The organism is Nitrospira sp. (assembly GCA_029194665.1).
GTDB lineage: Bacteria > Nitrospirota > Nitrospiria > Nitrospirales > Nitrospiraceae > Nitrospira_D.
Genome location: JARFXO010000001.1, coordinates 334,558 through 357,588, shown reverse-complemented (window position 1 = coordinate 357,588; position 23,031 = coordinate 334,558). Strand labels below are relative to the sequence as shown.

Genomic DNA, 23,031 nt, shown 5'->3' with positions numbered 1-23,031 from the left:
GTCTCATCACTCGCGTTTTGACATCGTGGTTGATGGCTGAGCACTGACTGTCTCTTCGGTGAACAATAGTCGGTTCAGCTCAATCGTCAGCTCCGACTTCGCTTTGGCGAGACGAGGAGCAAAGCAGTTGGTGAGGATCTCGCCATCAGCTTCGAGCCTCATCCCAAGACGGAGATCACCCTGCTGCTCTTCAAAAGAGATTCCCCGCTCTTTCAAGATGTCTTCGAGGTATGGTCGCTCACGACTATCAATGAACACTCGTGGTGTTTGAGAAGAGGTGGCGGAGAGTATTTCGTCAAGGAGTGCCTTGAGGACCGCCGTCCGAGCATGACCGGTGAGACTCATGGCTTTCTGACCTGCCTGATACCACACTGCATCCAGGATCTCTCGTTTGGTCTGGAGCAGGACATAGCGAGCAGAGAGACCCGCGCGGCTCAGAATTGTCGTCCGCTGGGTGGACAGGTTTCGGCGGAAGGCTGCTTCGGCCTCACGGTCCAAGACTTCGCACTGTTGTTGCGCATCATTGATCAACCGCTCGGCCTCAGCCTGGGCCGTACGTACGATCGCCTCACCCTTGGTTCTCCCTTCTTCCAACAGCGCGTCGATGAGCGTCTCGTACGGCATCGAAAGACCTACTTCAAGGCGAATAAAATCAGAACGGCGACGGTAAACCCGAAGATGACCAACGTTTCCGGGATGACGAGCAAAATCAACATGGTCCCGAAGGTCTCGGGCTTCTCCAGGATTGCGGCAATCGCCGCTGCGCCGATCTTAGCCTGCGCCAACCCTGTAGCCAGCGCAGCCAGCCCGATTGCCAGACCCGCTCCGATTGCGATGAGTCCGATCTCTGTCATGATCCTCCTCCATGGTTGTCCTCCACCTCACTCTCGAACAGGCAGGGCCTGGTGGAGATGTCGGAAAGGCTTGTACGGTCGGCCGCCAGGTGCAAAGAAGTTCTCAAAAAATTCTACATAATGGAGCCGGAGCGATTGGATGGTGGGCGAGAAGATGCCGAAGATGAAATTGATCCCATGGAGCATCCCCGCGATGACGATGCCCAAGAAGACGTTGTGCACCATGCCGCCCAGTTTGTTGGCGGCAAAGGCGAGCGCGGCCGACGCGACGCCGATCCCCATCAGACGCAGGTAGGAAAGCACATTGACGAGGTTGTGCAGCTCCATGGCTCCGCTGCCCTTTCCAACAACGAAGATGATGACCAGTGCGCACAGGAGGCCCGTCACCTCGGCTGAGATCCAGTCTCGTGGCAACCTTCCGGCGACGCTTGCGATGAGAGAGATGAATGACAGCACAAGTACCGTGCCGCCGCACTTCGTCAGACAGTCCCGCCGGTTCCCATACCGCCAGGCCGAGTACGCACCAAGCGCAAGCCCCAACAACACATGCAGCGTACCGATCCCGATGGATAGGGAGAGAAGAGACAGGAACGCCTGCATGCGGTTCAGCACCGGATGCAGACCGATGTACTCGCCTAGTTCCCCAAACAACTCTCCAAACAGGAGCCCAAACAAGATGGCCGAGCTCGAAGCCGACAGAAAAATGGTTGAAAGGTCGTGAACGAGGGGATGGGAACGGTACCTCCGTCGGACCATGACTGCAGTGACAAGAAGGAGCAGCCCGTAACCGACATCGCCGAGAATCACGCCGTAGAACAAGGGGAAAAACAGCGCCATGTATGGGGTCGGATCGATGCTCCCGTATCGCGGCAAGGCCACGACCCGGGTCAATGTTTCAAAGGGTCGGAGAAAGCCGGGATTCCGCAGTGCCACCGGAACAGCCGCCCATTCCTTGGGAACAACCGGAGATTCTTCCAGCACGACCTTGCCGCCGAATTCCTGCTCAATCAGGAGACTCAACTTGACGAGCGCACAACGCGGGACCCAACCGTAGATAAACGTCGCCAGGTCGGTCTGGTAGAAAAGCGTGCTTGCTTCGATTTGACCGAGGCAACGGTCGACAGTCTCCTGATACTGCACCAATTCCAGACGCCAGCGGAGCGCGGCCTCTTTCAGCTCCTGTCGATGGCGGTTCGCCTCGAGGGGGAGTTCCGTCTTCTTCTGGAGTAGCATGCGCAGGGCCTCTCCCAAAGGCTTGTCCGAGACGGAGACCGGTAGGCGCAACTCGGTGATGCCTTCTTCCCATAGCAGAGCGTGTATCTTCACGCTGTACTCTCTTGGGAAGACCAGCAGAACGACCAGCACAGGCTCCTCCAGGCTCGTATGGAACAGCTCATAACGATTGAGCGTGATCTTGGCCATCAGTTCTCGCAGAAGAGGCAGGAGATCACGTGATTCCTTGCCCTCTTCGAGTGTCACACCGAGATGGTCTAATTCCTCGCTTTTCTGGATGAACTGTAGGAAGGGTGCCAGTCCTGCCAAGGCCCTCTCGTATTTGGACAGGAGTGCCAGCTCTTCCTCACTTGTCTTCAGCTTGGTCGCGAGGTCATCAATATGGCGACCGATCTCTCGTACCAGGCCTGCGAGGTGGGTCAAGCCCACTTCCGTCAGTTCCGGTTGTCGAGTAGACCGGGCGGGCAGTCTCTCGTCCGACGGCATCCCAGGAAGGAGCAGAAGAAGCCGACGCAAGTCTTCATGCAGTCGTTCCAGCTCAATTCGTCGCTGCCGAACACGTTCACTCATCCCTTGAGGGCGCAGGGGGATCTCTCCCACCTCGATCGGGGTAGAATCGATGTGCAAGACGCCGACTTCCTGAAGCACAGCCGTGACCTGTTCCACACGAGTGCGTGGTGAAACCAGTCGGACCTTCACCATCGGTTCAATCATGGAACTGGCCCCAACCAGGCAGGATGCGCCCGAGGACGAGGTCAACCGCCTCATCGATCCTGCCCGTGCAGTGAGCTCTCATATCGCTTGCATTCGCCTGGGCGTTCGTGAGCAACTGCTCAGCCTCACGCTTCGCCTCGGCGAGGCCCGCAGCCAGCGCCTTGGACTGTCTCTGCTCGAGCTCTCTACGCTGCTCAGCCAGTACCGACGTCGCCTCGGCCCGCGCACGTTCTAATATTCCGGCCGCCTCTCGCTCGGCCTGTCGAAGCATCGCCTCAACGGACCGTTCAGCCTCGTGGATTTCTCTGAGGATCTCAGGAGCCTGCGGCGTATCCTGCTCAGACATCGCTGCCTCTGAGTGAACACTTGCGTTCGTTCCGGTCGCGAACTTTGAACTCAATGCCGCTTGAGTCGAGAGGAAAGCCCTTCTCTCGTCCGTGATCCGGCGTTTCATCACCAGCGACTCCGCGCGGACCACACTCTTGCGATTTCACTCACCCTATCCGCTGCCCCCCTTTCCTGGCCACCAATACTTGGCCGTCGCCTTCAGGTAGCCGAAAACCACATCCCGTCTGGACGCAATGCCGACCAGAATTTTCCCCCTCACAACAGGAGCCCGGATGAGGTGTCGCTCCTGAAGAAGGCGGGTCAAATCCGTGACCAGCATCTCTTCTGTGGCCGTGACAACATTTCTGGTCATGATCTCCTCCGCTGTGGTTTGACGAAGGTCTTTCCCCTCCTCCATGACTCGTAACAGGTCGAATTCGGACACGAGACCGACGAGCGTGAAATCCTTTTCCACGACGGGCACGGCTCCAAAGTTCTGGTCGGTCATGGTTTCCGCGATGGCGATCCCTTTGGTATCAGGGCCCACTGTATACACGTCATTTTCCATCACTTGTCGAACGGTCAATGTCTTTGGATCATGCGCGTTCACAAAATGTTCTGCGGCTCTCATAACGCCTCCCTCCCCGGTTCTATCTCAGTCGGTGTCATCCACCTGCCCTAGGTAACCCACGCTGATCTCCTCTTTCCTCTATCGCTGCATCGAACGGCCGGTCAGCTTTCGCAGCCTCGTGAACATATGAGGTCCTCATCCCAGGGAAATCGTCGGGAAAGCATTCATCAGGAAGCGATGTATCGTTCCAGCTGTTGAATCAGCTCTTCCTTCTCATCGATCATCAGCGTCACCAGGTCTCGGAGTGAAACGATGCCGACGAACTCGTCTCCCTCGAACACCAAAAGGTGCCGACATCTGTGTTCCTTCATCAGGTCCAAACAGCGACCGGCCGTATCCTTCGGACTGACCCTGATCGGGTCTCTGGTCATCACATCCTTTATTTTGAGCTTTTCCGAGTCTTTCCCCCTACCGACTACGTTCATCATCAGCTCACGTTCCGTGAACAGACCTCGAATCCCCGAAGTATTCGTGACAACCACGGAACCAATGAATTCCTCGGTCATGAGTTCGGCCGCGTCGAGAACGGATTTGTTCTCATCGATGGTGGCGACTCGCCGCACGATTTTCGACGCGATAGTTCTGGCCACGCCAGCCCCCCTCCCCGGCCTATGCAGGCGGGATCAATCCAAACCGTGAAGGAGAACCGCTGATACCTGAACTGCCGCCTTGTCTTGAACTCCGCTGCCGTTCAGGGCCGGCTGTTGCGAAGGCATAGTGCGGTGGCTTCTTCCTATGCCGTGGGGATCTCCAGCACATATAATTCCCCCTTCATGCGCTCGTGGATATCACAGTGAAAAGAGAAGCTCCCCGGCCTTTCAGTGGTGAACCGTATCACCAGAGTCTTCCCAGGATTCACGTAAAACCCTTCCACGCCTTTCCCATACGTCACGATCTGATCGTCTTCCCCGGAGACGAGGAGCCCGGTCAGCATCGATGACGCAAAGCCGTGGCGGACATTGTCACGATTCTCCACGACAATCTCGAGGGGCGTCCCTATCTGAATGGGGCCGCCTTTGGCTAGAAAGAAGGTACGATCCTCAATGACAATCTCAATCCGTTGCTCGCGGCTTCCTTGGGTCTTGGATTGGGCCTCTGTCGTGATTGGTGTTAGGGTCGTTCCGAAGAGCGCCATCATGCCGACAGATGCACAAAGGAAGGGAATATGGATTCTCATGATGCACCTCATCCCTGGAGAACGTCCGCCTCATCGTTCATGTTCTACCTGCCGAGCCTTATCGGCCGAGAAGCCGTCTGACCGCCCGGTCGGCATGACCATTTTCGATGCAATCGTGATAAGGAGCCATCTCTCTATACTCCCCTCACGCGACGATCGATGGGGACATAGACAAGGCCATGCGATCCGTCATAAATCTGGTCCGGTCGAAAGAGCTTATTGTCCTTGATCTGTTCCAGCCAATGAGCCAACCACCCTGACACCCGGGCCATCGCAAATATGGTGGTGAAGAAGTCAGGATCAATGCCCATGGTCTTGTAAAGCACTCCTGAGTAGAAATCGACATTGGGGTGGATGCCCTTTGCGTGGAGCAGTTCCTCTCCCACTCGTTCAACTTCTTCGGCGAGATCCAAGAGCGGAGACGATCCGCAGTCTTCGGCGAGGCTTCTGGCCACCTTCTGAAGGATGGTAGCCCTGGGATCCTTAACCTTATAGATACGATGGCCGAACCCCATCAGTTTCTGCTTAGCGGCCAGCTTTTTCTCAAGATAGGTTCGGACCTGCTCGCGCGAGCCGATTTCCTCCAGCATGTGCACGACCTCTTCCGTGGCCCCTCCATGGAGAGGACCCTTGAGAGTCCCGATGGCGGAGGCGACGACGCTGTAGGGGTCAGCTAAGGTTGAGGCCGTCACCATGCCGCTGAAGGTGGAGGCGTTCATAGTATGTTCTGCGTGGAGAATGAGGCAGGTGTCCAGCGCTTTCGCCAAGGAGGGATGCGGAACCTTTTCCGTCAACATGTAGAGAAAGTTGCTCGCGTGGTAGACATCGTCCCGGGGATGAACCTCATGATCTCCACGTCTGAGCCGGTGATAGGCGGCAATGATGGTCGGGACCTTGGCGATCAGGCGCACGACCGACCAATATTGAACCTCTGGGTCTAAGACCTGTCGGGCCGGGTAATACATGCCCAGTGCTGCCACAGCCGCCTGCAACGCGTCCATCGGATGCCCTTGATCCGGAAGACACTTGATGAGATCCGTCATCCTGTACTTGATGCGTCGGTGGTGACTAATGTCTTGTGAAAACCGGTGGAGTTCGTCCGGAGTGGGCAAATGACCGAACAAGAGGAGAAACGACGCTTCCAGGAACGTGCTGTGAGCGGTCAGGTCTGCGATGCGAATACCGCGGTACTCCAACAAGCCGGCCTGGCCGTCCACATAACTGATCGACGATTTGGCTGCAGGAACGCCGGCTAGTCCCGGTGAAAATTCGTACAAGCTGGTCGGTTTCGTCATGATGTCACATCCCCGATTGCCGCACTGTTAGAGTTTTCCGGTCATAGGTACGCTCGAAATAAACACAGCTACCCTCATAGTAGCTTCTCCCGCGTCACCACCTAATGTTGTGTAAAACAGCAAGGCCGATGCCATTGACCAGTTCGATTGTTATGCGGAAATCTTTCCAATTCAGCTTGAGTTGTCGGTCAAGATCACGAGGCATGCCTCTCAACAGGCAGAAGGGCGTAGCAGAAGTCGGCAGCAGGCTCGACTGTATTGTCCCGAATCGCTACAAAAGCCTTGCCACAGCCTCATGCGGCCTCAGGAATCGCCCACCGTCACCCGTTCTGGCCATCACCCTTCCTGCCCGAGCGAAGCCTGCAGAGGAACCGGAACTCTGTGGCACTCAATCTGCATCAATTTAGATTTAGACCCATGAGCAGAGGAGGACCTTGACCATGGAGGACGGGCGCGGATGGCTCGGGGCATTCCTGCAGGAAGTCCTTGCAATGCCCCGCAAACACGTACTCGTCTTCCTGGTCGCGACCGTTTTGTTGGTTATCGTGCAGGTAGAAGTGATCGAGGGGTGGCACCTCATTCATCTCGTCGAGCTGCTTGGCCTCATGTTGTTCCTGTACATGGGATGGGTGACGTGGCGTGTGGCGCGCCTCCTGAAAAAACAAGGGAAGTTATAGGTTGTCCTGGCGAGAAACTCTCCTGCTTCATTGACGAGCCCAAAAGAGGAGGGCTTATGACGCAGTTATCGCTGGAGCCGAACGAACAGGATATCTTGATCTGGGCGCTTCAGGGTGCCGTATCTGATCTCGGTGCAGAGATTGTCGACACGGAGAACCAAGAATTCCGTGAAGACCTTAAGCAACGGAAAACTGTCTTGCAGAGCATCCTTCGCCGCTTGCGCTAAGGCCAGATGCTGGTTCGCCCGTGACGCTTCGACCTCGCGATCGATGCCCGACACAGAGGCATGCAGGGGGCAGAACGCCAGGATAACTACTCCGTGGCCCTACCCCTAAGTTCTGTTCGGCTCACGCGCAGGGTCGCCCGAACAATGTGTAGACGGATTCGCGTGAGAACCGGATCTGCCGATCTAACCCGCATCCACCCGTCCAGCTATTCTCATCGGAAGCAGTGCTTCTGTGTTGCCTACTGCATCAAATGCGGTTCATTGATCGTATTCACATTCAGCGCAATGGCGCCTCCGATCGAGGGTGATCGGTTCCAGGGTTAACAATGATTGGAACATTGAGCTTGTCAGGCACGATGAGAGTTTTGGCATTGGGACTCTCATACAATTTGAATCGCAAGTAGTCCGGCGTCAACGTTTTGGTGATGATCTCCTGCGCCTGCGACTGTCCTATCGCCCGGATCCTCATGCTTTCGGCTTCGCCGTCCGCGCGAATCCTCAACGAATCACCCTCGCCCTTCGCGTGAATCCGGGCAATCTCGGCGTTGCGCTGTGCAATCACTACCTCGAAATCCTTTTGCTCCTTTTCCTGCTCCTTCGCCTGCTTCTGTTCGATGGCCCTTAACACCATCTGTGAAAACTCCATTTCCGAGAGTGCCACGTTGTAGACGTCCAAATGACGCCCTTTCAACGCTTCGACCACCACTGCTTCGATCTTATTTCCGATTTCGCTGCTGCGCTCAGGAAGCGTGACCATGGTGTAGTTCGCGACGACCGCGCGCACAGCCGACAAGAGTTGCGCGTGAACCAATTCCCTGTACCATTCATGCCCCACTTCCTGGGCCAGAAAATATATTTCTTCCGGGATGGGGCGCATGGTAATCGCGGCAAACACAGTCACCGGGAGATCGTCAGCGGTCAGAACATCCACTTTTTCTTTGAAGGTCTTCCATTTCGTGTCGTACACAAAGACATCGTTCCAGGGAGCTCGCCAGTAGAATCCTTCCCTGAGCGGTTCCTTCGTCAGTCCCGCCGTGAGGGGGTACCAACGCAACCCGCGATTGCCTGGATTCACCGTGGTACTGCAGCTCTGGAGAAGCACCACTATCGGCATCAGCAAAAGAAGTACACGACCTTTCACAGAATGTTTCATAGACCCCTCCTCTTCCTTGCGTCATCCATTCCGGTGAGCCTGCATGATTATGGGACCGTCGCCGGGCGTTGCCTAGTGCGACCCACGGATGCATGCGCCTCGGCGAGACGTTCGAATTCCTTTGCGGTTTGTTCGTAGTAGCTTGCCAATGACCGCGCACCGGAGACCAAGTCCGCCTCAGGTCCAAAGAGGGCTTCATAACGCGTCGCGGCAGTCGCTTGCGCATTGGCCTTCTCGTGCATGTCAGCGGCTCGATTCCGATAGAGATTCGTCATGGCTGTTTGGTCATATGAGGGATCAGAGGAGATCGAATCGAGAGGTTCATGCGAAGCGCACCCACCGGACGCCATGAGACATACCAGCAGGATCCGGTTCACTTTCTCGATTGGTTTGCGGGTCATTGACTCTCTCCTGTCATTGGCCACCCGAGCAATTTCGGCGATGAGAGCATGGGTGAAACGCATGCCGGAGATTGTACTACACGCAATACCTCAACGGTTGGACATCCGAGCACACTGTTAGCTTCCCGAAGATGCTCGGCTCCCTTCGTTATTCACGGCAATCCGTTAGGATGCGCCGCAGGTAAATCAGGTTTGTCCGTCTGAAGGGGGTGAGGGGGTAAAGGACTGCCGGCTGTGGGAGCAGGGCAACGGCAATTCGAATTAGCGATCAGAATGCAATTTCAACGAGGCGACCAGCCCGGTTCGGACGCCCCTGCGCTGGATTTGGCATGCAGAACAGTACCGCCGACCAGTTCTTTTCCGTCGTAATGATAGATGAAGCGCCCTACCATGTCGCTGTCGGTCGCCCGTTGTGGTTTTCTCAAGCTGATATACAGCACATCCGCTTCGTCGTCGTAATCGAGCCACAGGTGGTTGGAACGCAGGTTCAAGGATTGCGGGACCAGCCGGCTGCCATTGCAAGTTTAGCGGAGGCTGACATTACCTCCGCTTACGCCTTGGGTCACGTCCAATTCAGTCTATCTGCATACGACGATCGGCTTGACGATCCATTGGGTGCTCCCCGAACGCGGAGCTACTCGATCCTCCGGCTTTGAGGCTGACCGAGTCGAGTGTGGGGTGAAAGATTGCGAATGATGCTCCGCTAGGCATAGGGCAGCCGGCGGATCATGCGACGGTTCCGTTCGACGTGCCGATTCAGCGTCCGTTAATGTGCCTGGCCAAGCGGCGTCTTCATCGGTTGCTCCACCGCAATCTTTGCGACGCGCCGCAGTTGCCAGGCGAGGCTCGTTCGGTTGAAGGCCCAAAATGGCGAGAGGGGCAAACCAGCCTTTCGCAGGGCATGAGCTGCGTACTGATGGCATGTATGAAACAGGTGGTACGAACGATTCGCGGGATAAAATACGGATTGTCCGAACGAGGCCACTGGTTCCTCGCTCAACAGAGTCTCGTGCAGATGCCGGCGTAACCGCTGATAGCCCTCTTCGGTTAGACGAAAGGTGAAGAGCTCGGAAGGTGGCTGGGGCGTGCGTTCCGCCCATATCCGATCATAGTGTCCGACCTCCACGACGCCCTCAGTCGGCCAGAACAGTGCTCGCACAACGCCGCCCATGCCCGTCTTTCCCTCCAGGTACCAGGTGCGCTCCGCATAGCCCCACTCTTCATAATATGCGTGTTGAGATCCGAGTGCTGATTCGCGAGTTTCGTTTTTACGAGGAAAGGCGATCACCGCATGCCATGTGTCAAGCGATACTGCGATGGTCTTAGTTCCAGCGTCCGGAGGAGGAGGCCACAAGACCCCGACAGGTGAAGCGCAGGCCGCGAGCAGCATTATCGCTGTGAAGGCAAGCACGACTGCCATGACAGATGTCACGACCCGCTCATGACACCAACTCAGAGAGGCTTGTTCCAGAAATGTTCTGACGCAGCATCGTTGGCATCAACCGAGTTGTGCCGCAGCCTGCTAAAAGTCGTGAACGAGGATCTGCTCCACCCGCCGACAGATTTCACGGCCGTAGTCCGTCCACAGCCCTTGTCCCCAGTAGCGATAACAGCTGGTCTGGGAGGCCATCAAATGGAACAGTGCGTTGCGATAGCGAGGGTCGCGCGAGGGGACGCCCTTCTTGATGACTTTGTCATAGAAAAGCGCGCTGACTTTTTCCATCGGCCCGATCAGGCTTTCATAGCCCTGAACCCACGATATGTTGTTGGTCCAGCTCCCTCCTTCCATATGGAAGCGATGGTCTTCTTGTTCCAGGTTCTTGATGATGTCAGTCAACCGCTGAGGTCCGCCGCCCGGCTCGAAACGATCCCAAATGCGCTTCTGGAACAGCGGCTGCAGCAGGGGCAACGCTTCCTCCGTGACTCCGGAGGCGAAGAGGTGCTCCAAGTACTCGGTCCCGTTCATCAGAGGCGTATCCATGCCTGAGCTTGCTCGTACGACCTCCTGGTACTTGGGTGGAAACTCGTTCATCATGACACCGCCGTTCTCGCCGTCGGCGATTTGAGTCACCAGGGGCGGAACCGACGCCCCTCCGATCGTCCACCGGGACAAGCCCTTGGCTTCGTAATAGGGCTGCATCTGCCCGACCAGTTTGGTATCGCTGCCTTGGGTCTTGATGAGAACGACGATGCTCTCGCTCTCTCCGTGAGAATTCCGGCAGACGAGTCGATGAGGAATGTGCTTGCGCTCGGGTCCAGCGCCGGTCGCAGGCTGCTCCACCGTGTGCTCCTGAACAAGCAACCAGGTGAAGCCGCAGTCCTTCAGGGTCTTGATGAACTCGTAGGCGACGTCTGGGTGGTTGGGTAAGGCCATCTCAGACGGGGAAAACCCACGGACACGGGACAGGGCCTCAAGACCGAAAATGGCGGCAAAGTGATGTTGCCAGGCCCTGACGTGCAAACGGTAATCTTGGACCGGCGTCGAAGGTGCGACCGCGTGGCCCCAAGGACACCCGAGCCATTCGACCGCGCGGCGATAATGGGGATCGCAGGTGATCCGCTTCAGGCTGTCGAACACCTCATGGAGTCCCATCTGACGCATGCCGTGGAGCAGCGTGCCAGAATACTCGAGCATGACACGCGGTTCTTTACCTTCATTGATGAGTTGTGGAATGAATTCTCCCATGCGCTTGTAGCACCAAACGAATACGGGCGCGTTATGGTTATCGCCGATGCCCTGGTGATCCATCATGTACTTGAGATTGCTGATGATCTCGGCGCTGTGGATCTCGTTACCACCGACGGGAATCAGTGGTTGATGCATATGCAGCGCCACAGCGGCGGCGCTCTTGATGCGCTTGAAGTCGAGCCGACCCTCCGGAAGGTATCTCGACTTCACGGTAGCTTCCACTAAAGCACGTTCGATCAACTGTTCCCATCCGGAGATATTGGGCAAACCATCGACATATTCCTGAAGTTCAGCCATCCGCGGTACCCTCTCGCCGGCCCGATCTCACCACTTGTGCCGGATATGATTGTAAATGTTGATGTAATCCATGCCCGGTCGGCTCCATGAAAAGTCGTAGCGCATGCCATTGACCATCAGTCGGCGAAATTCTTCCGGATAGCGGTACCACAGCCCTATGGCTCGACGTAAGGCCGACTCGATCCCGCTATGGTCGGCCTGATGGAAAACGTAGCCGTTGCGCTCCTCGGCCGGCTTGTCGCTATAGTCGCGATCGACCACGCTGTTGAGCAACCCTCCAATCGCCCGCACGATCGGGACGGTCCCGTACTTCTGCGCAATCATCGGCGTGAGCCCGCAGGGCTCGAAGAGACTGGGCACAATGACCATGTCCGCGCCGGCATAGATCAGATGGGCCAGGTCTTCGCTGAATCCTATTTCCAGGTGACAGTCCGGGTGATCGTTCAAGTGGTGCTTCAACTGCCAGAAATGTTCGTGTACACCGTGTTCCGAGCTCGGGCCTAGGAGGACAAACTGTGCGCCGTTCGCCAATGAATAGAACAACGTATGTCGGATCAGATCGATCCCCTTCTGTGCATCCAGACGCCCCACGTAAGCGATGATCGGCTTATAGTCTTTCCGCAACCAGAATCGGTCACGTAGCGCGTCTTTGTTCGCATATTTTCTCTCCAGGCTGTTCTCGCCGTATCGATGGGGAATCAGCCTTTCGATCTCGGGATTCCAGATCTCGTAATCCACCCCGTTGAGCACGCCGCCGAACTTGCCTTGGTGCACAGACAGCGAGTGCCCAAGTCCGAATCCCTGGTCTGTATGACGAGCCTCCCAGGCATGCTGCGGCGAGACCGTCGTGATGAAGTTCGAGTACAGGATTGCGCCCTTCGTCAAATTCACTGCCGCGTGGTTGAAGTCGTCTCGCATCCGGCATGGATGGAAATAGTACTCAGGGCGGCAGAGGCCCGTCGCCCAAAGGATGTTCTCCCCGGCAATCCCCTGGTGCCGGAAATTATGCACGGTGTAACACACCCGCTGATCATGCAAGCCGGCGCGCTGGTAGATTTCATACAGCAACACCGGAACAAGCGCCGTGTGCCAGTCGTGACAATGAATCACGTCAGGCCGTTTGTTCGTCCGCAACAGGAATTCGAGGGCAGCCTTGCTAAAGAAGGCCCACCGCATGTACTCATCCGGAAAGCCATAATAGGCCGCGCGATTGAAAAAATGGTCCTGCGAGTGAGGCTCGATAAAGAAGCACTTGCGGCCATGCACATAGCCGAACCACACAGAGCAATGCACCGCACCGCTGTACCATGGCACCCATAAGTCCGCCAACGTCACGCGCAGCCCCCAGATATGGTCGTATCGCATGCAATCGTACTTCGGCAGAATAATTTCCACCGCGTGGCCGCGAAGTTCCACTTCCCGGCTCAGACCGAACACAACATCGCCCAACCCGCCGGCTTGGGCCACCGGAGCACATTCTGTCGCCACCATGACGATATACATATGCCGACCTCGAACAACCTACTAACAGTGATTAAGGGATTCCATCGCCCACACAACATGGGTGTTCGCGATGGACCGTTCTATATGCTTGAGTCCGATGTTCGAGGCAGGTACGACGCATGCCTGATCTGCCGAAATCGACTTCGAAAATGCTCCGATCCTCAATTCATCCAACGGAAAGGGCAGGGTCGCTGTCCATAATCACCCTTGCAGGTGGCAAGGATGCTCAAGCTTTCCTCAGTTTTGACTCGGAACGGAAGGGGCACCGGTCACGGCCTTCTGTCGCATCGATGAGCCACCCAGCCGTACCAGCGAGGCAGTGACGACCCCAACGTTGTGATCGTGCAGCAGTCCCTGCTCTCCTCCATGAATCATCTCGCCACCTGAGAAACTATAGATCGTGACGGCATAACTCTTCCACTGCTGATAACCCTAGGAGTACTAACGAGCAGCCATTGCTGTCAAGTCTGAGCGTGGTAAAAGTGCTGGTCTTCGTAGCGTCTACAGTTCGGCCTTTGTCGGAGATCGTGAAAAACTCCACGATAGACTCGCTGAATACTGTCGCGGAATGCTACAGCTGAAGAAGACGGCTGGCAGTTAGTGCGAGCACAGGGACCGATTTCTTAGATCACTTCCCGGCTCAACAGATTCGCGGCAGTTGCTCGCCCGATAACAGATCGAGTACACGATGCGTCTCGACAACAGTCTTTAAGATGACCATCGAAGGATCGCGATCTGTCACGACGCCGATGTGGGCCGCCTGGCTCGCCTTTTCATGCCGGCGCATCACTACCACCGCCGCTTCGGCCTGCTGAGCCGGCACCATCGCAACGAAGCGACCCTCATTCGCCACATACAATGGATCGAGCCCTAAGAGCTCACAGGCTCCCCGCACCGGCTCGCTCACCGGAATGTCCGCCTCGTCCACAGTCATCCCAACTTTCGCCTCTACGGCCAGTTCGTTCAACACGCTGGCCAATCCACCACGAGTGAGGTCACGCAGACAATGGATTTCGATATCGCTTTGGATCAAATCACTCACGATGCGATGCAATGGCGCGGTATCGCTCTTGATATTACCAGCGAACGTTAGCCCTTCCCGTACGCTGAGGACCGCCACTCCGTGTAAACCGAGATCGCCGCTCACAAGAATCGCATCACCCGGTTGGATTAATGTCGGCAACACGCGAACCCCAGGCGGCACCAGACCAACGCCGGCGGTGTTGATGAAAATTCCGTCACCTTTGCCCCGATCCACGACCTTTGTATCGCCGGTGACAATAGACACGCCCGCTTCCCGCGCGGCCTCGGCCATCGAGTTCACGACTCGCTGTAGCACTTCCATGCTAAGCCCTTCTTCCAAGATGAATCCTGCGCTCAGATAGAGCGGCTTCGCGCCGCACATGGCAAGATCGTTGATCGTGCCGTTCACCGCCAGACTCCCGATGTCACCGCCGGGAAAAAACAACGGCCGCACCACGTACGAATCGGTGGTGAAGGCGAGCGTCCCTTTCTCCACTGGCCAGGTCGCGCCGTCATGCAGGGATTCCAGCATAGAATTTTGAAAAGCCCGCACGAATACGTTTTGAATCAACTCCTGCATGAGTCGGCCACCACCGCCATGCGCAAGCTGTATGGTCTTTCTTGAATCGATCGGCAATGGACAAGCCGGCTCAAAGGCTTTGTTGTCACGCACAGTCGTTCACTCTCTCTTCCCGTCTAGGCTTTAGCTGTGGCGCGGGAACGGTATCGATAGTAGGCGGCACAGGCCCCTTCGCTCGACACCATCGGCGCGCCTAACGGTCGTTCCGGCGTGCAACGGGTCCCGAAGGCTGGACAGTCTGTCGGCTTGAGCAAACCCTGGAGAACCAGCCCACTTTGGCATTCTGGATCCTCTTTCCCTTCAGCAAGTTGCCCGAGTTCCCGCTGAAACTTCAGCTCAGCGTCGTAGGCGCTGTAAGGAGATTTGAGGCGCAAGCCGCTTGCTGGAATCTCGCCGATGCCACGCCAGGCCCTCGGAGCTGGTTCAAAGGCTTCCCTGACGATGGTCCTCGCTTGTCGATTTCCCTCCCTGCTGACCGACCGCACATACTGATTCTCGACCTCGACCCGTCCCTCCTCCAACTGCCCAACCAACATGGCCACGCCTTGGAGAATATCCAGCGGCTCGAACCCGGTCACGACGATCGGAACTTGATATCGCTGCGCGATGGCTTCGTACTCCTCATATCCCATCACAGTGCAAACATGACCCGCAGCAAGAAACCCTTGGATCCGATTTTGAGGAGATGACAGGATTGCTTCCATCGCCGGAGGAACTAGCACGTGAGCAATCAGCAGACTGAAGTTCGTGATTCTCAACTGCTTCGCCCGCGTGACTGCCATGGCCCAGGCCGGTGCAGTGGTCTCGAATCCTACAGCAAAACAGACGACCTCGTGGTCTGGATTTTTGTGAGCCAGCTCCAGTGCATCTAAGGGCGAATAGATGATCCGGACATCCCCGCCTGCCGCCTTTACTCCGAACAAATCGCCACGAGAACCGGGAACACGCAGCATGTCGCCGAACGAGCAGAAGATTACTCTGGGCAAGGATGCGATGCAGACGGCCTGATCGATCAGCGACACCGAAGTCACGCAAACCGGACAGCCCGGCCCATGAACAAGCGTGAGGCTTTGCGGCAACAAACTATCGAGCCCGAATCGCACAATCGCATGGGTCTGCCCCCCGCAGACCTCCATAATGGTCCAAGGCCGGCGCACCGTCTTCTTGATCCGTCCTGCCAATGCCATCGCCACTGCGCGATCGCGAAATTCGTCCACGTACTTCATGACCGAGATCTAACGCAACCTCATTAGTTCGACCTCATTCTCACGATCCTGTGAAGGTCAATCGGGGTCTGTGTGGAAAGAGCCGACCTCGAACGAGTGGACTCTGCCTTGCTGATCTGGCGCAGTCTCATCCGACGAATCCCAGTATCAACGCACGGAAACGCCATAGGATTTGTAGATCAAAATGATGCCACTGCCGAGCAGCGCGGCAAGTGAACCGTACGACGCAGGAGGGCTTTGCACAGTCCATTGTGAGGACAGTGGGGCAAACATTCTGACCAAACCGACAATGATTGCAAACCAACCCACGAGCGTTATCAACACAGGCCACTGATGAGACCATACGTTATGAGCTCGGACGATCGCCAGTCCAGCGACGAAAAGGAGCGTCCCATTTAGGTAGACCTGGGTGGCATACGTTGGACCAGCGGCGGCAGCGAAAACGTCCAGATTAATCCACTCGCTAACCGCGATAACGATCAGCGCGGGTCCGATCAACCTGCCTATGCACGCGGAATCTGACACTACCGATTCTTCCGATGTGGGCGCGTAACACTATTTAGGTCGTCCGCATAAGAGTCGGATATCCCATGGACCGTTCGTCTAACACGCCACCGACTGTTCCGAGCATAACGCCATGATTGTTGGCGTTTCAATGAGATGCGGCTGTGGGACCGGTTATCACGCGTGCATCTGGAACACAACGAACTGGTGAGATGTGGAGTTGAGCGTTGTGGTGATACTGGACATTTCCCGCATTCATCTGTACAGTAACACGTACATTCCAGGAGGCTGCCATGGATACGCTGACCTACACCACCGTTCGTGCCAATCTCGCTCGTGCAATGGATCGGGTGTGTGACGACCACGAAGCTTTAATTATTACTCGCAACGGCGAACAGTCCGTCGTGATGTTGTCGCTCGAAGACTACAAGGCGCTGGAAGAAACCGCTTATCTTCTACGAACGCCCGCCAACGCCAAGAGACTTCTCTCGGCCGTCGCGCAACTGAACGCAGGCAAAGGCGTTGAGCGAAAGCTGGCCAAGTGAAGCTGGTATTCGCAGACGAGGCCTGGGAAGACTACCTGTATTGGCAGAAGCACGACAAACGTATGGTAGAACGGATCAACAAGCTCATCCGCGACACACAACGCGAGCCCTTCGCTGGCGTCGGCAAACCAGAACCATTGAAACATGCACTATCGGGGTTTTGGTCGCGGCGGATTACAGATGAACATCGCATGGTCTATCGCGTGGTGAATGATGTGCTAGAAATTGCGCAGCTTCGATTCCACTACTGATTCAAGACGCCTCGTGATGCGCGCCTCCTCGATCGCGCCGGAACCTGGTATAGTGCCAGCCCACCCGCTTGGAGGTCACTCATGGACATGTTGATGATCGTCTTTCGCGCCTCGCTGCAAGTTCGCGTACACGAGATCTTACGGAGTTGCGACGTATTGGCTTTTACGGAAATCCCAGAAACAGTCGGAACAGGGCAGTCCGGACCAGCCGAAGGGATCTCGTATTATCCCGGGACCAACAGCGTGATCCTGGTCGCTCTCGAACCAGCGCAGCGCGATCAGGTGGCCACTGCGATTAAAGAGTGGTGCGCTGAGACCTTGAAGCACTCAGTGTGGGTGAAACCCGCGATCCGTGTCTTTGCCTGGCCCTGTGCGCAGCTCGCTTAGTGGTGGAATTGTCAGCCCGCCTGCCGTTTTTCTCCACTTTCGCGCCCGCCACAGACCAGATCCCTTGCCCTTTCTATTTCGTCTCTCAACACCTACCGGATCACATTGGGCGCCATACCTGATGACGACCCACAAACGTGGAATCCCAGGTTCGATGGGCGGAGAGCCACTCAGCACGTTCTCTTCGGATCAATGTGCTTCGTCCATTCATCCATCGTCGTCACCGGATGAATTGCGCCGGTTTGGGTCGGGGCCAACGGTTCGAAAAACTCCAAGAGGGATTGATAGTCCTTGGCCTGAACGGTGATGTAGTAGGTATGTTCCGTGGCGGCGACATAGGCACTCAGGATCTTCACTCCTTTCTTGGCGGCAAGGTCCCGCTTGGCCCAGAACTCATTGAGCATCGTGGCTCCCTCTTTACTTCTTCCCGGGCAATTCTCAGGCGTGTGCGTCCAATGAGCTACAAACAACATCCCGTCGTTATCATTCATCATTCACCTTCCTTGTTGATCATAGGTCTTTCGATATCGGACGAATCAGTGTCCGGATGATAGTCGAGCTTCATGACTTGAACCCTCGATCGGGATCAGAAGCCGCCAGGTCGGCGTAGGTCTCCAACGTTCGTCGTGCCGCTTCCTCATCCAATCGGCTGATCGCAAAGCCGACATGGACGATGACATAGTCACCCACTTCAGCCTCGGGCACCAGTGCCAATGAGACGGATTTCGTCACGCCACCGAACGATACGGTCGCGGTGCGAAGCGCATCATCCTCGATGCTCAAGACTTGTCCTGGGACTGCGAGACACATCCTTTGCTCTACCTTCTGTTACTGAACGTCTTTCAAGCGGCACACAGCAACCACTGCTTGCCCGAGGGACAGCCCCCCGTCGTTGGGCGGAACCAGCACGTGGCTATAGACAGTGAACCCCGCCCTCTCCAAACGTTGTCTCACCAGTGACAGAAGCAGCCGATTCTGAAAACAGCCGCCGGTCAGGACGACGCGAGGCAGACCGGCCTCTTGAGCCAAGCCGACAGTTGCAACGGCAAGACCCGCATGAAACCGGGCGGCAATCTTATCAGGATTAATGCCTCTACGAAGGTCATCGAGTAAGGCACTGATCATGGGACGCCAATCGACCATCCGCTTGGTATGAGGACTATCACTGGGTACCACATCCATCGGATACCCTTCCATGCTCATTATGCCTTCATCTGTTTCTCGCTCCGCGGCAAACTGCACTGTCATCGCCGCCTGCCCTTCAAAAGACGCCTGTGGGCACAATCCAGTTAGTGATGCCACTGTGTCGAAGAGTCGCCCCATGCTCGTCGTCCATGGCGACGAAAAGCTGGACCTGAGCAAACTCTCCAACTGCGCACGCTGATTTTCCGTCACCTTCCAGGAAGGCAGACGATGTACCGGCATCTCTTCTCCCATGAGTTCCCACAGTACCGCTGCGGCAGACCGGTTTGGCTCTCGCATGGCGGCTTCGCCGCCTGGCAATCGAAAGGGCCGGAGATGCGCAAACCGGGTGAACTGCCGGTAGCTCGCAACCAAGAACTCTCCGCCCCAAATCTGGCCGTCTCCTCCGTACCCTGCCCCGTCCCAGGCGATACCCAGCACCTCACCGTCAAGTCTGTGCTCCGCCATGCAGGAGGCCACATGGGCGTGGTGATGCTGCACGGGAACCAGAGGCACTAGAAGGGCTTCGCTCAACATTCTTGCAAAGACCGTCGATCGATAATCCGGATGAAAATCGCAAGCGACAGCCTCAGGTGTGACCTGGAGCATCAGCTGGAGATCCTCGATGGCTTGCCGGAAGGCTCTGTCCGACTCGACGGTAGAAAGGTCACCGAGATGCTGGCTGAGCACGACGCGATTGCCTGAAAGAAGGGCAACTGTGTTCTTGAGCTGCCCTCCGACAGCAAGGATCGGACCCTGCGCCTTTCCATTTGACGGGCCATCACTCCATCTAGTTGCCTGGGGTGCATAGCCTCGCGCTCGACGAAGGATCATCATTCCGGCCTTCAGCTTGCCTGCCTCACCCATGCCGTTGCTCACCGGCTTGCCGCCGACCACCAACACGACCGAATCGTCGACCGGCCTTGCGATCAGCCGGTCATGCACGAGCAGCGCGTCGGCAATGCCTTGGAGTCGGACCAGTGCTTCACGCTCATCAGTCACGATCGGTTCTTCGGAACGATTCCCACTCGTAGCGACCATGGGCCGCTGGAGCGACGCCATCAAGAGATCATGGAGTGGCGTCGAAGGCAACATCACACCGAGACAGGAATTGCCCGGCGCCACAGCTTCAGCAAGGACTGTATCCTGCCGCTTGCGCGCTAAGACGATCGGCGCCTGCGGTGAGCAGAGCAACGCCTCCTCATCTGAAGACAACAGGCAATAGTCTCTGACCGCATCGACGGAAGGGAACAATAGGGCGAAGGGTTTCTCCGGTCTTCGTTTCCGATCGCGCAATCGCCGAACGGCCTCCTCCGATTTCGCATCCACCCAGAGCTGGAAACCGCCCAATCCTTTCACCGCGACGATGCGTCCTTGGTCGAGCAGAGCAGTCACTTGCTGTAAAGCTTCCTCGCGACCCGCGACTTCGTGACCCTGCTCATCCCACAGACACAAGCGTGGCCCGCAGGTCGGACAGGCGATCGGCTCAGCATGAAAACGCCGATCGGCTTCAGCTTCATACTCGGTGCGACAGACAGGGCAGAGGTCGAACCCGGCCATGGTTGTATTGGAGCGTTCGTAAGGAATCGCTGTGAGCAGACTATAGCGTGGGCCGCATTGTGTGCAGGTGAGGAACGGATACCGAAAGCGACGGTCATGTGGGTCGTTGAGCTCGCGCCGGCAATCGGCGCATGTGGCCAAGTCCGGTGGGATGACAAGAGCTCGCTGACCCGACTCAGTGCACTGACCGATTGAAAAGCTCTCGTCGTCGAGCGTCGGAATGGCGCTGGTGCTTATTACCTCGACAGCGGCTGAGGCCGGCGCGTCGGATCTCATCCGCTGGAGAAACGTTTCCACAACCGATACTGAACCTTCTACTTCGATCGCCACGCCGTTTCTTGTGTTCTTGATCCACCCAGTCAACCCCAACTCGGATGCCAGCCGATAGATGAAGGGACGGAACCCCACACCCTGCACCGTTCCTTCCACCTCGACCTGCATGCGCTGAACAAGGGTCTCGTTCATTCCTTGACCACCAACTCATGGATCACTGCCTCCGGCCCTTCTGATCCCATGACTAATAATCCGCCACAGGCGGAACAGGTCGCTTGCGATTGTGTAACCACAATATCTCGCCGACATTGCGGGCACCAGGCATCACTCGGGACAGAGATGATCTCCAATGTCGCGCCTTCGGCTTTGGTGCCGCGGGCGGCCAACATAAATGCCGTCTGCAACGCCGACCGATCGTGAGCCAAGAGGTGAGACAACGCACTGACTTTCAGTCGTATAACGGACAGCTTACCGTCCACAGTTTCACCCAACTTAGTTTCCACAGCCTTTACGACTTGTTCCATGAGATGGAGTTCATGCATGACGACCTTCATATTCGTGGACGATCTGTTCCACGACCTGGTCCAATGCCTTGGCCACCGGGGGCGACAGTTTTTGTCCTGCTTCCGTGTTGTCTGCTTCAACCCCGTAGACGATAACCGTAGCAGGAAGGACGCCCATGACGCGGGCCAGTTCGATGGCATCCACCGTGCCGATGGCATGGCTCGAGCGAGGGAAGATCTGGCCAGTGATCGGACCTGCCGAGGCATCGAGTCGGTGGACAGTGCCCGGAGCCTGTCCGCTGCGCGCTGCATCGATGAGGATCGTGACGCGCGCCCCTTTCATCAATTCCATGAGGTCAACTCCTGCCATCTCCGCCTCGATCACCTCTGCGCGGTTGCCTACGGCTTGTCGAAGTCGACGGGCAGCTAGAAGGCCGATCGCATCATCTCCTCTTAACTCATTGCCGAGACCGATGATTCGAATGGAGGAGCTGGAACCGTCACTCTTCACGCAATGCTCTCCCGCTTGATCTCCAGATTCAGAAAATGTGTCGCGCATGAAATACAAGGATCGTAGCAACGGATGATTCGTTCACAGGCGAGCGCCGCTCCCTTATCAGGAAGGCGCAGGAGGCGCGGCATGAACAGGCGCAAGTCTTGTTCGATACGAGCTTGATTCTGCGAGGTCGGGGGAACGATTTTGACGTCACGGATCACCCCATCGACGTCTACCTCGTACCGATGATAGAGGATTCCCCTGGGCGCTTCCGTGCAAGCCATACCGGTGCCTGGTCGAACGACAACCGGCAGCGCCGGCTCAGACGGAGATTCATACAGCTCGATAAGCCGCAATGACTCCTCCAACGCATAGAGAATTTCGACGGACCGAGCGATGATCCCCTGGAACGGATTACGCAGGGGCAGCTCGATCCGCCTATCTGCCAGGACCTGTCTAGCCAATGGCGTGAGATGCTCCTGATTCAAGTTCAGGCGCGCGAGGGGACCGACCAAATAGGATGAACCTTGCAGCTTGCAGTGAAGGGCGTTGGAATAGTCCACCTGGTGCTCGATGAAATGCTGTTCGAATTCGCTCGCAGAAATTTGCAGACCACTCGAGGCGACGACCCGCCCTTCATTGAACGGATACTCATTTGGGTGCCGGAGCGCGACGTAATTGTAATCCAGCGCAAATTCCGGATAGTCGAAATCTGCCACCCAATGCACGGTTTCCACCGCCGCATCGCGCGCCCACAGCAGCTCGTCTTTTAGGCCTTCCAGCTCACGCCGCAGCGGCACCCGCGAGAAGCCGCCGACCTTCACGGAGACCGGATGTACTGACCGACCTCCGAGCAACGTCATGATCGCGTTGCCAGCCTTCTTGAGCCGTAAGCCTCGCGTTACCACGGCCGCCTGGTCCTTTGCCATGGCGAGACCACTCTCATACCCAAGAAAGTCCGGTGCCTGGAGCATATAGACATGCAGTGCGTGGCTTTCGATCCATTCTCCACAATAGAGAAGCCGGCGCAGGTCGCGTAGTCCGCCATCGATGCGCAGACCGAATACCCACTCGAGTGCATGAACCGCGCTCATTTGATATGCCACAGGGCAAATGCCGCAGATGCGCGCGACAATGTCCGGCACTTCCTCGTAATGTCGTCCCCGCAGGAATGCCTCGAAAAACCTCGGCGGCTCGAAGATCCTGAGTTCCACATCTTGGACGGTTTCGCCTTTCACCGTGACCCGGAGTGCGCCTTCGCCTTCCACGCGCGCCACCATGTCGACAGCGATGGTTCTCGTCTGCGCTGTTTCTTCAGACATT

28 protein-coding genes are annotated in these 23,031 nt (G+C 56.7%); 5 read left to right on the top strand and 23 right to left on the bottom strand.

All coding sequences use genetic code 11. The features are described 5' to 3' along the window. Positions 1 to 6: 6 nt before the first annotated feature. From P0119_01725 to P0119_01690, 8 genes are all read right to left on the bottom strand, one after another. A complete protein-coding gene (locus P0119_01725; GenBank protein ID MDF0664772.1) occupies positions 7 to 624 on the bottom strand; it encodes a V-type ATP synthase subunit E in 618 nt (205 codons plus the stop codon). Between the two features lie 8 nt (positions 625 to 632). Next, positions 633 to 854 carry a hypothetical protein gene (locus P0119_01720; GenBank protein MDF0664771.1) on the bottom strand — a complete coding sequence of 74 codons (222 nt, stop codon included), beginning with the start codon at positions 852 to 854 and terminating at the stop codon, positions 633 to 635. A gap of 27 nt (positions 855 to 881) precedes the next feature. Next, on the bottom strand, positions 882 to 2,789 hold the full coding sequence (locus tag P0119_01715) for a V-type ATPase 116kDa subunit family protein (protein MDF0664770.1): 1,908 nt from the start codon (positions 2,787 to 2,789) through the stop codon (positions 882 to 884). Positions 2,790 to 2,793: 4 nt separating this feature from the next. Continuing rightward, on the bottom strand, positions 2,794 to 3,147 hold the full coding sequence (locus tag P0119_01710) for a V-type ATPase subunit subunit G family protein (protein ID MDF0664769.1): 354 nt from the start codon (positions 3,145 to 3,147) through the stop codon (positions 2,794 to 2,796). Between the two features lie 153 nt (positions 3,148 to 3,300). Then, entirely contained in the window at positions 3,301 to 3,759 is a 459-nt protein-coding gene (locus P0119_01705) for a CBS domain-containing protein (GenBank protein MDF0664768.1), read from the bottom strand. 167 nt (positions 3,760 to 3,926) lie between these two features. After that, a complete protein-coding gene (locus P0119_01700) occupies positions 3,927 to 4,349 on the bottom strand; it encodes a CBS domain-containing protein (protein MDF0664767.1) in 423 nt (140 codons plus the stop codon). A gap of 143 nt (positions 4,350 to 4,492) precedes the next feature. Next, positions 4,493 to 4,936, bottom strand: a complete 444-nt coding sequence (locus tag P0119_01695) for a cupredoxin domain-containing protein (GenBank protein MDF0664766.1) — start codon at positions 4,934 to 4,936, stop codon at positions 4,493 to 4,495. 134 nt (positions 4,937 to 5,070) lie between these two features. Beyond that, complete coding sequence (locus P0119_01690; protein ID MDF0664765.1) at positions 5,071 to 6,231, bottom strand: citrate synthase; 1,161 nt, start codon at positions 6,229 to 6,231, stop codon at positions 5,071 to 5,073. A gap of 440 nt (positions 6,232 to 6,671) precedes the next feature. On the opposite strand from P0119_01690, the gene P0119_01685 reads away from it, so the two are divergent. Beyond that, positions 6,672 to 6,908 carry a hypothetical protein gene (locus P0119_01685; GenBank protein MDF0664764.1) on the top strand — a complete coding sequence of 79 codons (237 nt, stop codon included), beginning with the start codon at positions 6,672 to 6,674 and terminating at the stop codon, positions 6,906 to 6,908. Between the two features lie 56 nt (positions 6,909 to 6,964). Then, entirely contained in the window at positions 6,965 to 7,135 is a 171-nt protein-coding gene (locus P0119_01680) for a hypothetical protein (GenBank protein ID MDF0664763.1), read from the top strand. A 277-nt stretch (positions 7,136 to 7,412) separates the two neighbouring features. Here the strand turns inward: P0119_01680 and P0119_01675 are convergent, their stop codons facing one another. The 9 genes from P0119_01675 to hypD form a co-directional block, all read right to left on the bottom strand. Then, positions 7,413 to 8,288 carry a prohibitin family protein gene (locus tag P0119_01675; protein ID MDF0664762.1) on the bottom strand — a complete coding sequence of 292 codons (876 nt, stop codon included), beginning with the start codon at positions 8,286 to 8,288 and terminating at the stop codon, positions 7,413 to 7,415. 47 nt (positions 8,289 to 8,335) lie between these two features. Then, entirely contained in the window at positions 8,336 to 8,689 is a 354-nt protein-coding gene (locus P0119_01670; GenBank protein ID MDF0664761.1) for a hypothetical protein, read from the bottom strand. A gap of 281 nt (positions 8,690 to 8,970) precedes the next feature. Then, complete coding sequence (locus P0119_01665; GenBank protein ID MDF0664760.1) at positions 8,971 to 9,180, bottom strand: DUF2283 domain-containing protein; 210 nt, start codon at positions 9,178 to 9,180, stop codon at positions 8,971 to 8,973. A 275-nt stretch (positions 9,181 to 9,455) separates the two neighbouring features. Continuing rightward, on the bottom strand, positions 9,456 to 10,121 hold the full coding sequence (locus P0119_01660) for a DUF2459 domain-containing protein (GenBank protein MDF0664759.1): 666 nt from the start codon (positions 10,119 to 10,121) through the stop codon (positions 9,456 to 9,458). A gap of 90 nt (positions 10,122 to 10,211) precedes the next feature. Then, positions 10,212 to 11,675 carry a hypothetical protein gene (locus P0119_01655; protein ID MDF0664758.1) on the bottom strand — a complete coding sequence of 488 codons (1,464 nt, stop codon included), beginning with the start codon at positions 11,673 to 11,675 and terminating at the stop codon, positions 10,212 to 10,214. Positions 11,676 to 11,702: 27 nt separating this feature from the next. Continuing rightward, positions 11,703 to 13,178, bottom strand: coding sequence for a glycogen synthase (locus P0119_01650; protein MDF0664757.1), 1,476 nt, complete (start codon positions 13,176 to 13,178; stop codon positions 11,703 to 11,705). Positions 13,179 to 13,415: 237 nt separating this feature from the next. Further along, entirely contained in the window at positions 13,416 to 13,553 is a 138-nt protein-coding gene (locus P0119_01645) for a hypothetical protein (protein MDF0664756.1), read from the bottom strand. A gap of 265 nt (positions 13,554 to 13,818) precedes the next feature. Next, on the bottom strand, positions 13,819 to 14,874 hold the full coding sequence (gene hypE / locus P0119_01640) for a hydrogenase expression/formation protein HypE (GenBank protein MDF0664755.1): 1,056 nt from the start codon (positions 14,872 to 14,874) through the stop codon (positions 13,819 to 13,821). A gap of 23 nt (positions 14,875 to 14,897) precedes the next feature. Further along, positions 14,898 to 16,007 (bottom strand): hydrogenase formation protein HypD, encoded by a 1,110-nt coding sequence (gene hypD / locus P0119_01635; protein ID MDF0664754.1) that lies wholly within the window; start codon positions 16,005 to 16,007, stop codon positions 14,898 to 14,900. 797 nt (positions 16,008 to 16,804) lie between these two features. Here hypD and P0119_01630 point away from each other — a divergent pair. The 3 genes from P0119_01630 to P0119_01620 all read left to right on the top strand — a co-directional run bounded on the left by P0119_01630 (position 16,805) and on the right by P0119_01620 (position 17,694). Beyond that, on the top strand, positions 16,805 to 17,056 hold the full coding sequence (locus P0119_01630) for a type II toxin-antitoxin system prevent-host-death family antitoxin (GenBank protein ID MDF0664753.1): 252 nt from the start codon (positions 16,805 to 16,807) through the stop codon (positions 17,054 to 17,056). Then, a complete protein-coding gene (locus P0119_01625) occupies positions 17,053 to 17,307 on the top strand; it encodes a Txe/YoeB family addiction module toxin (GenBank protein MDF0664752.1) in 255 nt (84 codons plus the stop codon). Before P0119_01630 ends, P0119_01625 begins: the two co-directional genes overlap by 4 nt. 81 nt (positions 17,308 to 17,388) lie before the next feature. Further along, a complete protein-coding gene (locus P0119_01620; GenBank protein ID MDF0664751.1) occupies positions 17,389 to 17,694 on the top strand; it encodes a hypothetical protein in 306 nt (101 codons plus the stop codon). A gap of 170 nt (positions 17,695 to 17,864) precedes the next feature. Here the strand turns inward: P0119_01620 and P0119_01615 are convergent, their stop codons facing one another. The 6 genes from P0119_01615 to P0119_01590 all read right to left on the bottom strand — a co-directional run bounded on the left by P0119_01615 (position 17,865) and on the right by P0119_01590 (position 23,030). Continuing rightward, positions 17,865 to 18,188, bottom strand: coding sequence for a hypothetical protein (locus tag P0119_01615; GenBank protein MDF0664750.1), 324 nt, complete (start codon positions 18,186 to 18,188; stop codon positions 17,865 to 17,867). 67 nt (positions 18,189 to 18,255) lie between these two features. Next, on the bottom strand, positions 18,256 to 18,504 hold the full coding sequence (locus tag P0119_01610; GenBank protein ID MDF0664749.1) for a HypC/HybG/HupF family hydrogenase formation chaperone: 249 nt from the start codon (positions 18,502 to 18,504) through the stop codon (positions 18,256 to 18,258). 18 nt (positions 18,505 to 18,522) lie between these two features. Beyond that, on the bottom strand, positions 18,523 to 20,901 hold the full coding sequence (gene hypF / locus P0119_01605; GenBank protein MDF0664748.1) for a carbamoyltransferase HypF: 2,379 nt from the start codon (positions 20,899 to 20,901) through the stop codon (positions 18,523 to 18,525). Further along, complete coding sequence (locus P0119_01600) at positions 20,898 to 21,251, bottom strand: hydrogenase maturation nickel metallochaperone HypA (protein MDF0664747.1); 354 nt, start codon at positions 21,249 to 21,251, stop codon at positions 20,898 to 20,900. The genes hypF and P0119_01600 overlap by 4 nt, the downstream gene beginning before the upstream one ends. After that, complete coding sequence (locus P0119_01595; protein MDF0664746.1) at positions 21,244 to 21,723, bottom strand: hydrogenase maturation protease; 480 nt, start codon at positions 21,721 to 21,723, stop codon at positions 21,244 to 21,246. Before P0119_01595 ends, P0119_01600 begins: the two co-directional genes overlap by 8 nt. Continuing rightward, the gene (locus P0119_01590; protein ID MDF0664745.1) at positions 21,720 to 23,030 is read right to left on the bottom strand and encodes a Ni/Fe hydrogenase subunit alpha; all 1,311 of its coding nucleotides are present in this window, start codon (positions 23,028 to 23,030) and stop codon (positions 21,720 to 21,722) included. The genes P0119_01595 and P0119_01590 overlap by 4 nt, the downstream gene beginning before the upstream one ends. Position 23,031 lies beyond the last annotated feature (1 nt).

Excerpts from the sequence above, each read along its gene's own strand:
- P0119_01725 (MDF0664772.1), bottom strand. The coding sequence starts at position 624 with ATGCCGTACGAGACGCTCATCGACGCGCTGTTGGAAGAAGGGAGAACC.
- P0119_01720 (MDF0664771.1), bottom strand. The coding sequence starts at position 854 with ATGACAGAGATCGGACTCATCGCAATCGGAGCGGGTCTGGCAATCGGG.
- P0119_01715 (MDF0664770.1), bottom strand. The coding sequence starts at position 2,789 with ATGGTGAAGGTCCGACTGGTTTCACCACGCACTCGTGTGGAACAGGTC.
- P0119_01710 (MDF0664769.1), bottom strand. The coding sequence starts at position 3,147 with ATGTCTGAGCAGGATACGCCGCAGGCTCCTGAGATCCTCAGAGAAATC.
- P0119_01705 (MDF0664768.1), bottom strand. The coding sequence starts at position 3,759 with ATGAGAGCCGCAGAACATTTTGTGAACGCGCATGATCCAAAGACATTG.
- P0119_01695 (MDF0664766.1), bottom strand. The coding sequence starts at position 4,936 with ATGAGAATCCATATTCCCTTCCTTTGTGCATCTGTCGGCATGATGGCG.
- P0119_01690 (MDF0664765.1), bottom strand. The coding sequence starts at position 6,231 with ATGACGAAACCGACCAGCTTGTACGAATTTTCACCGGGACTAGCCGGC.
- P0119_01685 (MDF0664764.1), top strand. The coding sequence starts at position 6,672 with ATGGAGGACGGGCGCGGATGGCTCGGGGCATTCCTGCAGGAAGTCCTT.
- P0119_01680 (MDF0664763.1), top strand. The coding sequence starts at position 6,965 with ATGACGCAGTTATCGCTGGAGCCGAACGAACAGGATATCTTGATCTGG.
- P0119_01675 (MDF0664762.1), bottom strand. The coding sequence starts at position 8,288 with ATGAAACATTCTGTGAAAGGTCGTGTACTTCTTTTGCTGATGCCGATA.
- P0119_01670 (MDF0664761.1), bottom strand. The coding sequence starts at position 8,689 with ATGACCCGCAAACCAATCGAGAAAGTGAACCGGATCCTGCTGGTATGT.
- P0119_01655 (MDF0664758.1), bottom strand. The coding sequence starts at position 11,675 with ATGGCTGAACTTCAGGAATATGTCGATGGTTTGCCCAATATCTCCGGA.
- P0119_01650 (MDF0664757.1), bottom strand. The coding sequence starts at position 13,178 with ATGTATATCGTCATGGTGGCGACAGAATGTGCTCCGGTGGCCCAAGCC.
- P0119_01645 (MDF0664756.1), bottom strand. The coding sequence starts at position 13,553 with ATGATTCATGGAGGAGAGCAGGGACTGCTGCACGATCACAACGTTGGG.
- hypD (MDF0664754.1), bottom strand. The coding sequence starts at position 16,007 with ATGAAGTACGTGGACGAATTTCGCGATCGCGCAGTGGCGATGGCATTG.
- P0119_01630 (MDF0664753.1), top strand. The coding sequence starts at position 16,805 with ATGGATACGCTGACCTACACCACCGTTCGTGCCAATCTCGCTCGTGCA.
- P0119_01620 (MDF0664751.1), top strand. The coding sequence starts at position 17,389 with ATGGACATGTTGATGATCGTCTTTCGCGCCTCGCTGCAAGTTCGCGTA.
- P0119_01615 (MDF0664750.1), bottom strand. The coding sequence starts at position 18,188 with ATGATGAATGATAACGACGGGATGTTGTTTGTAGCTCATTGGACGCAC.
- P0119_01610 (MDF0664749.1), bottom strand. The coding sequence starts at position 18,504 with ATGTGTCTCGCAGTCCCAGGACAAGTCTTGAGCATCGAGGATGATGCG.
- hypF (MDF0664748.1), bottom strand. The coding sequence starts at position 20,901 with ATGAACGAGACCCTTGTTCAGCGCATGCAGGTCGAGGTGGAAGGAACG.
- P0119_01600 (MDF0664747.1), bottom strand. The coding sequence starts at position 21,251 with ATGCATGAACTCCATCTCATGGAACAAGTCGTAAAGGCTGTGGAAACT.
- P0119_01590 (MDF0664745.1), bottom strand. The coding sequence starts at position 23,030 with ATGTCTGAAGAAACAGCGCAGACGAGAACCATCGCTGTCGACATGGTG.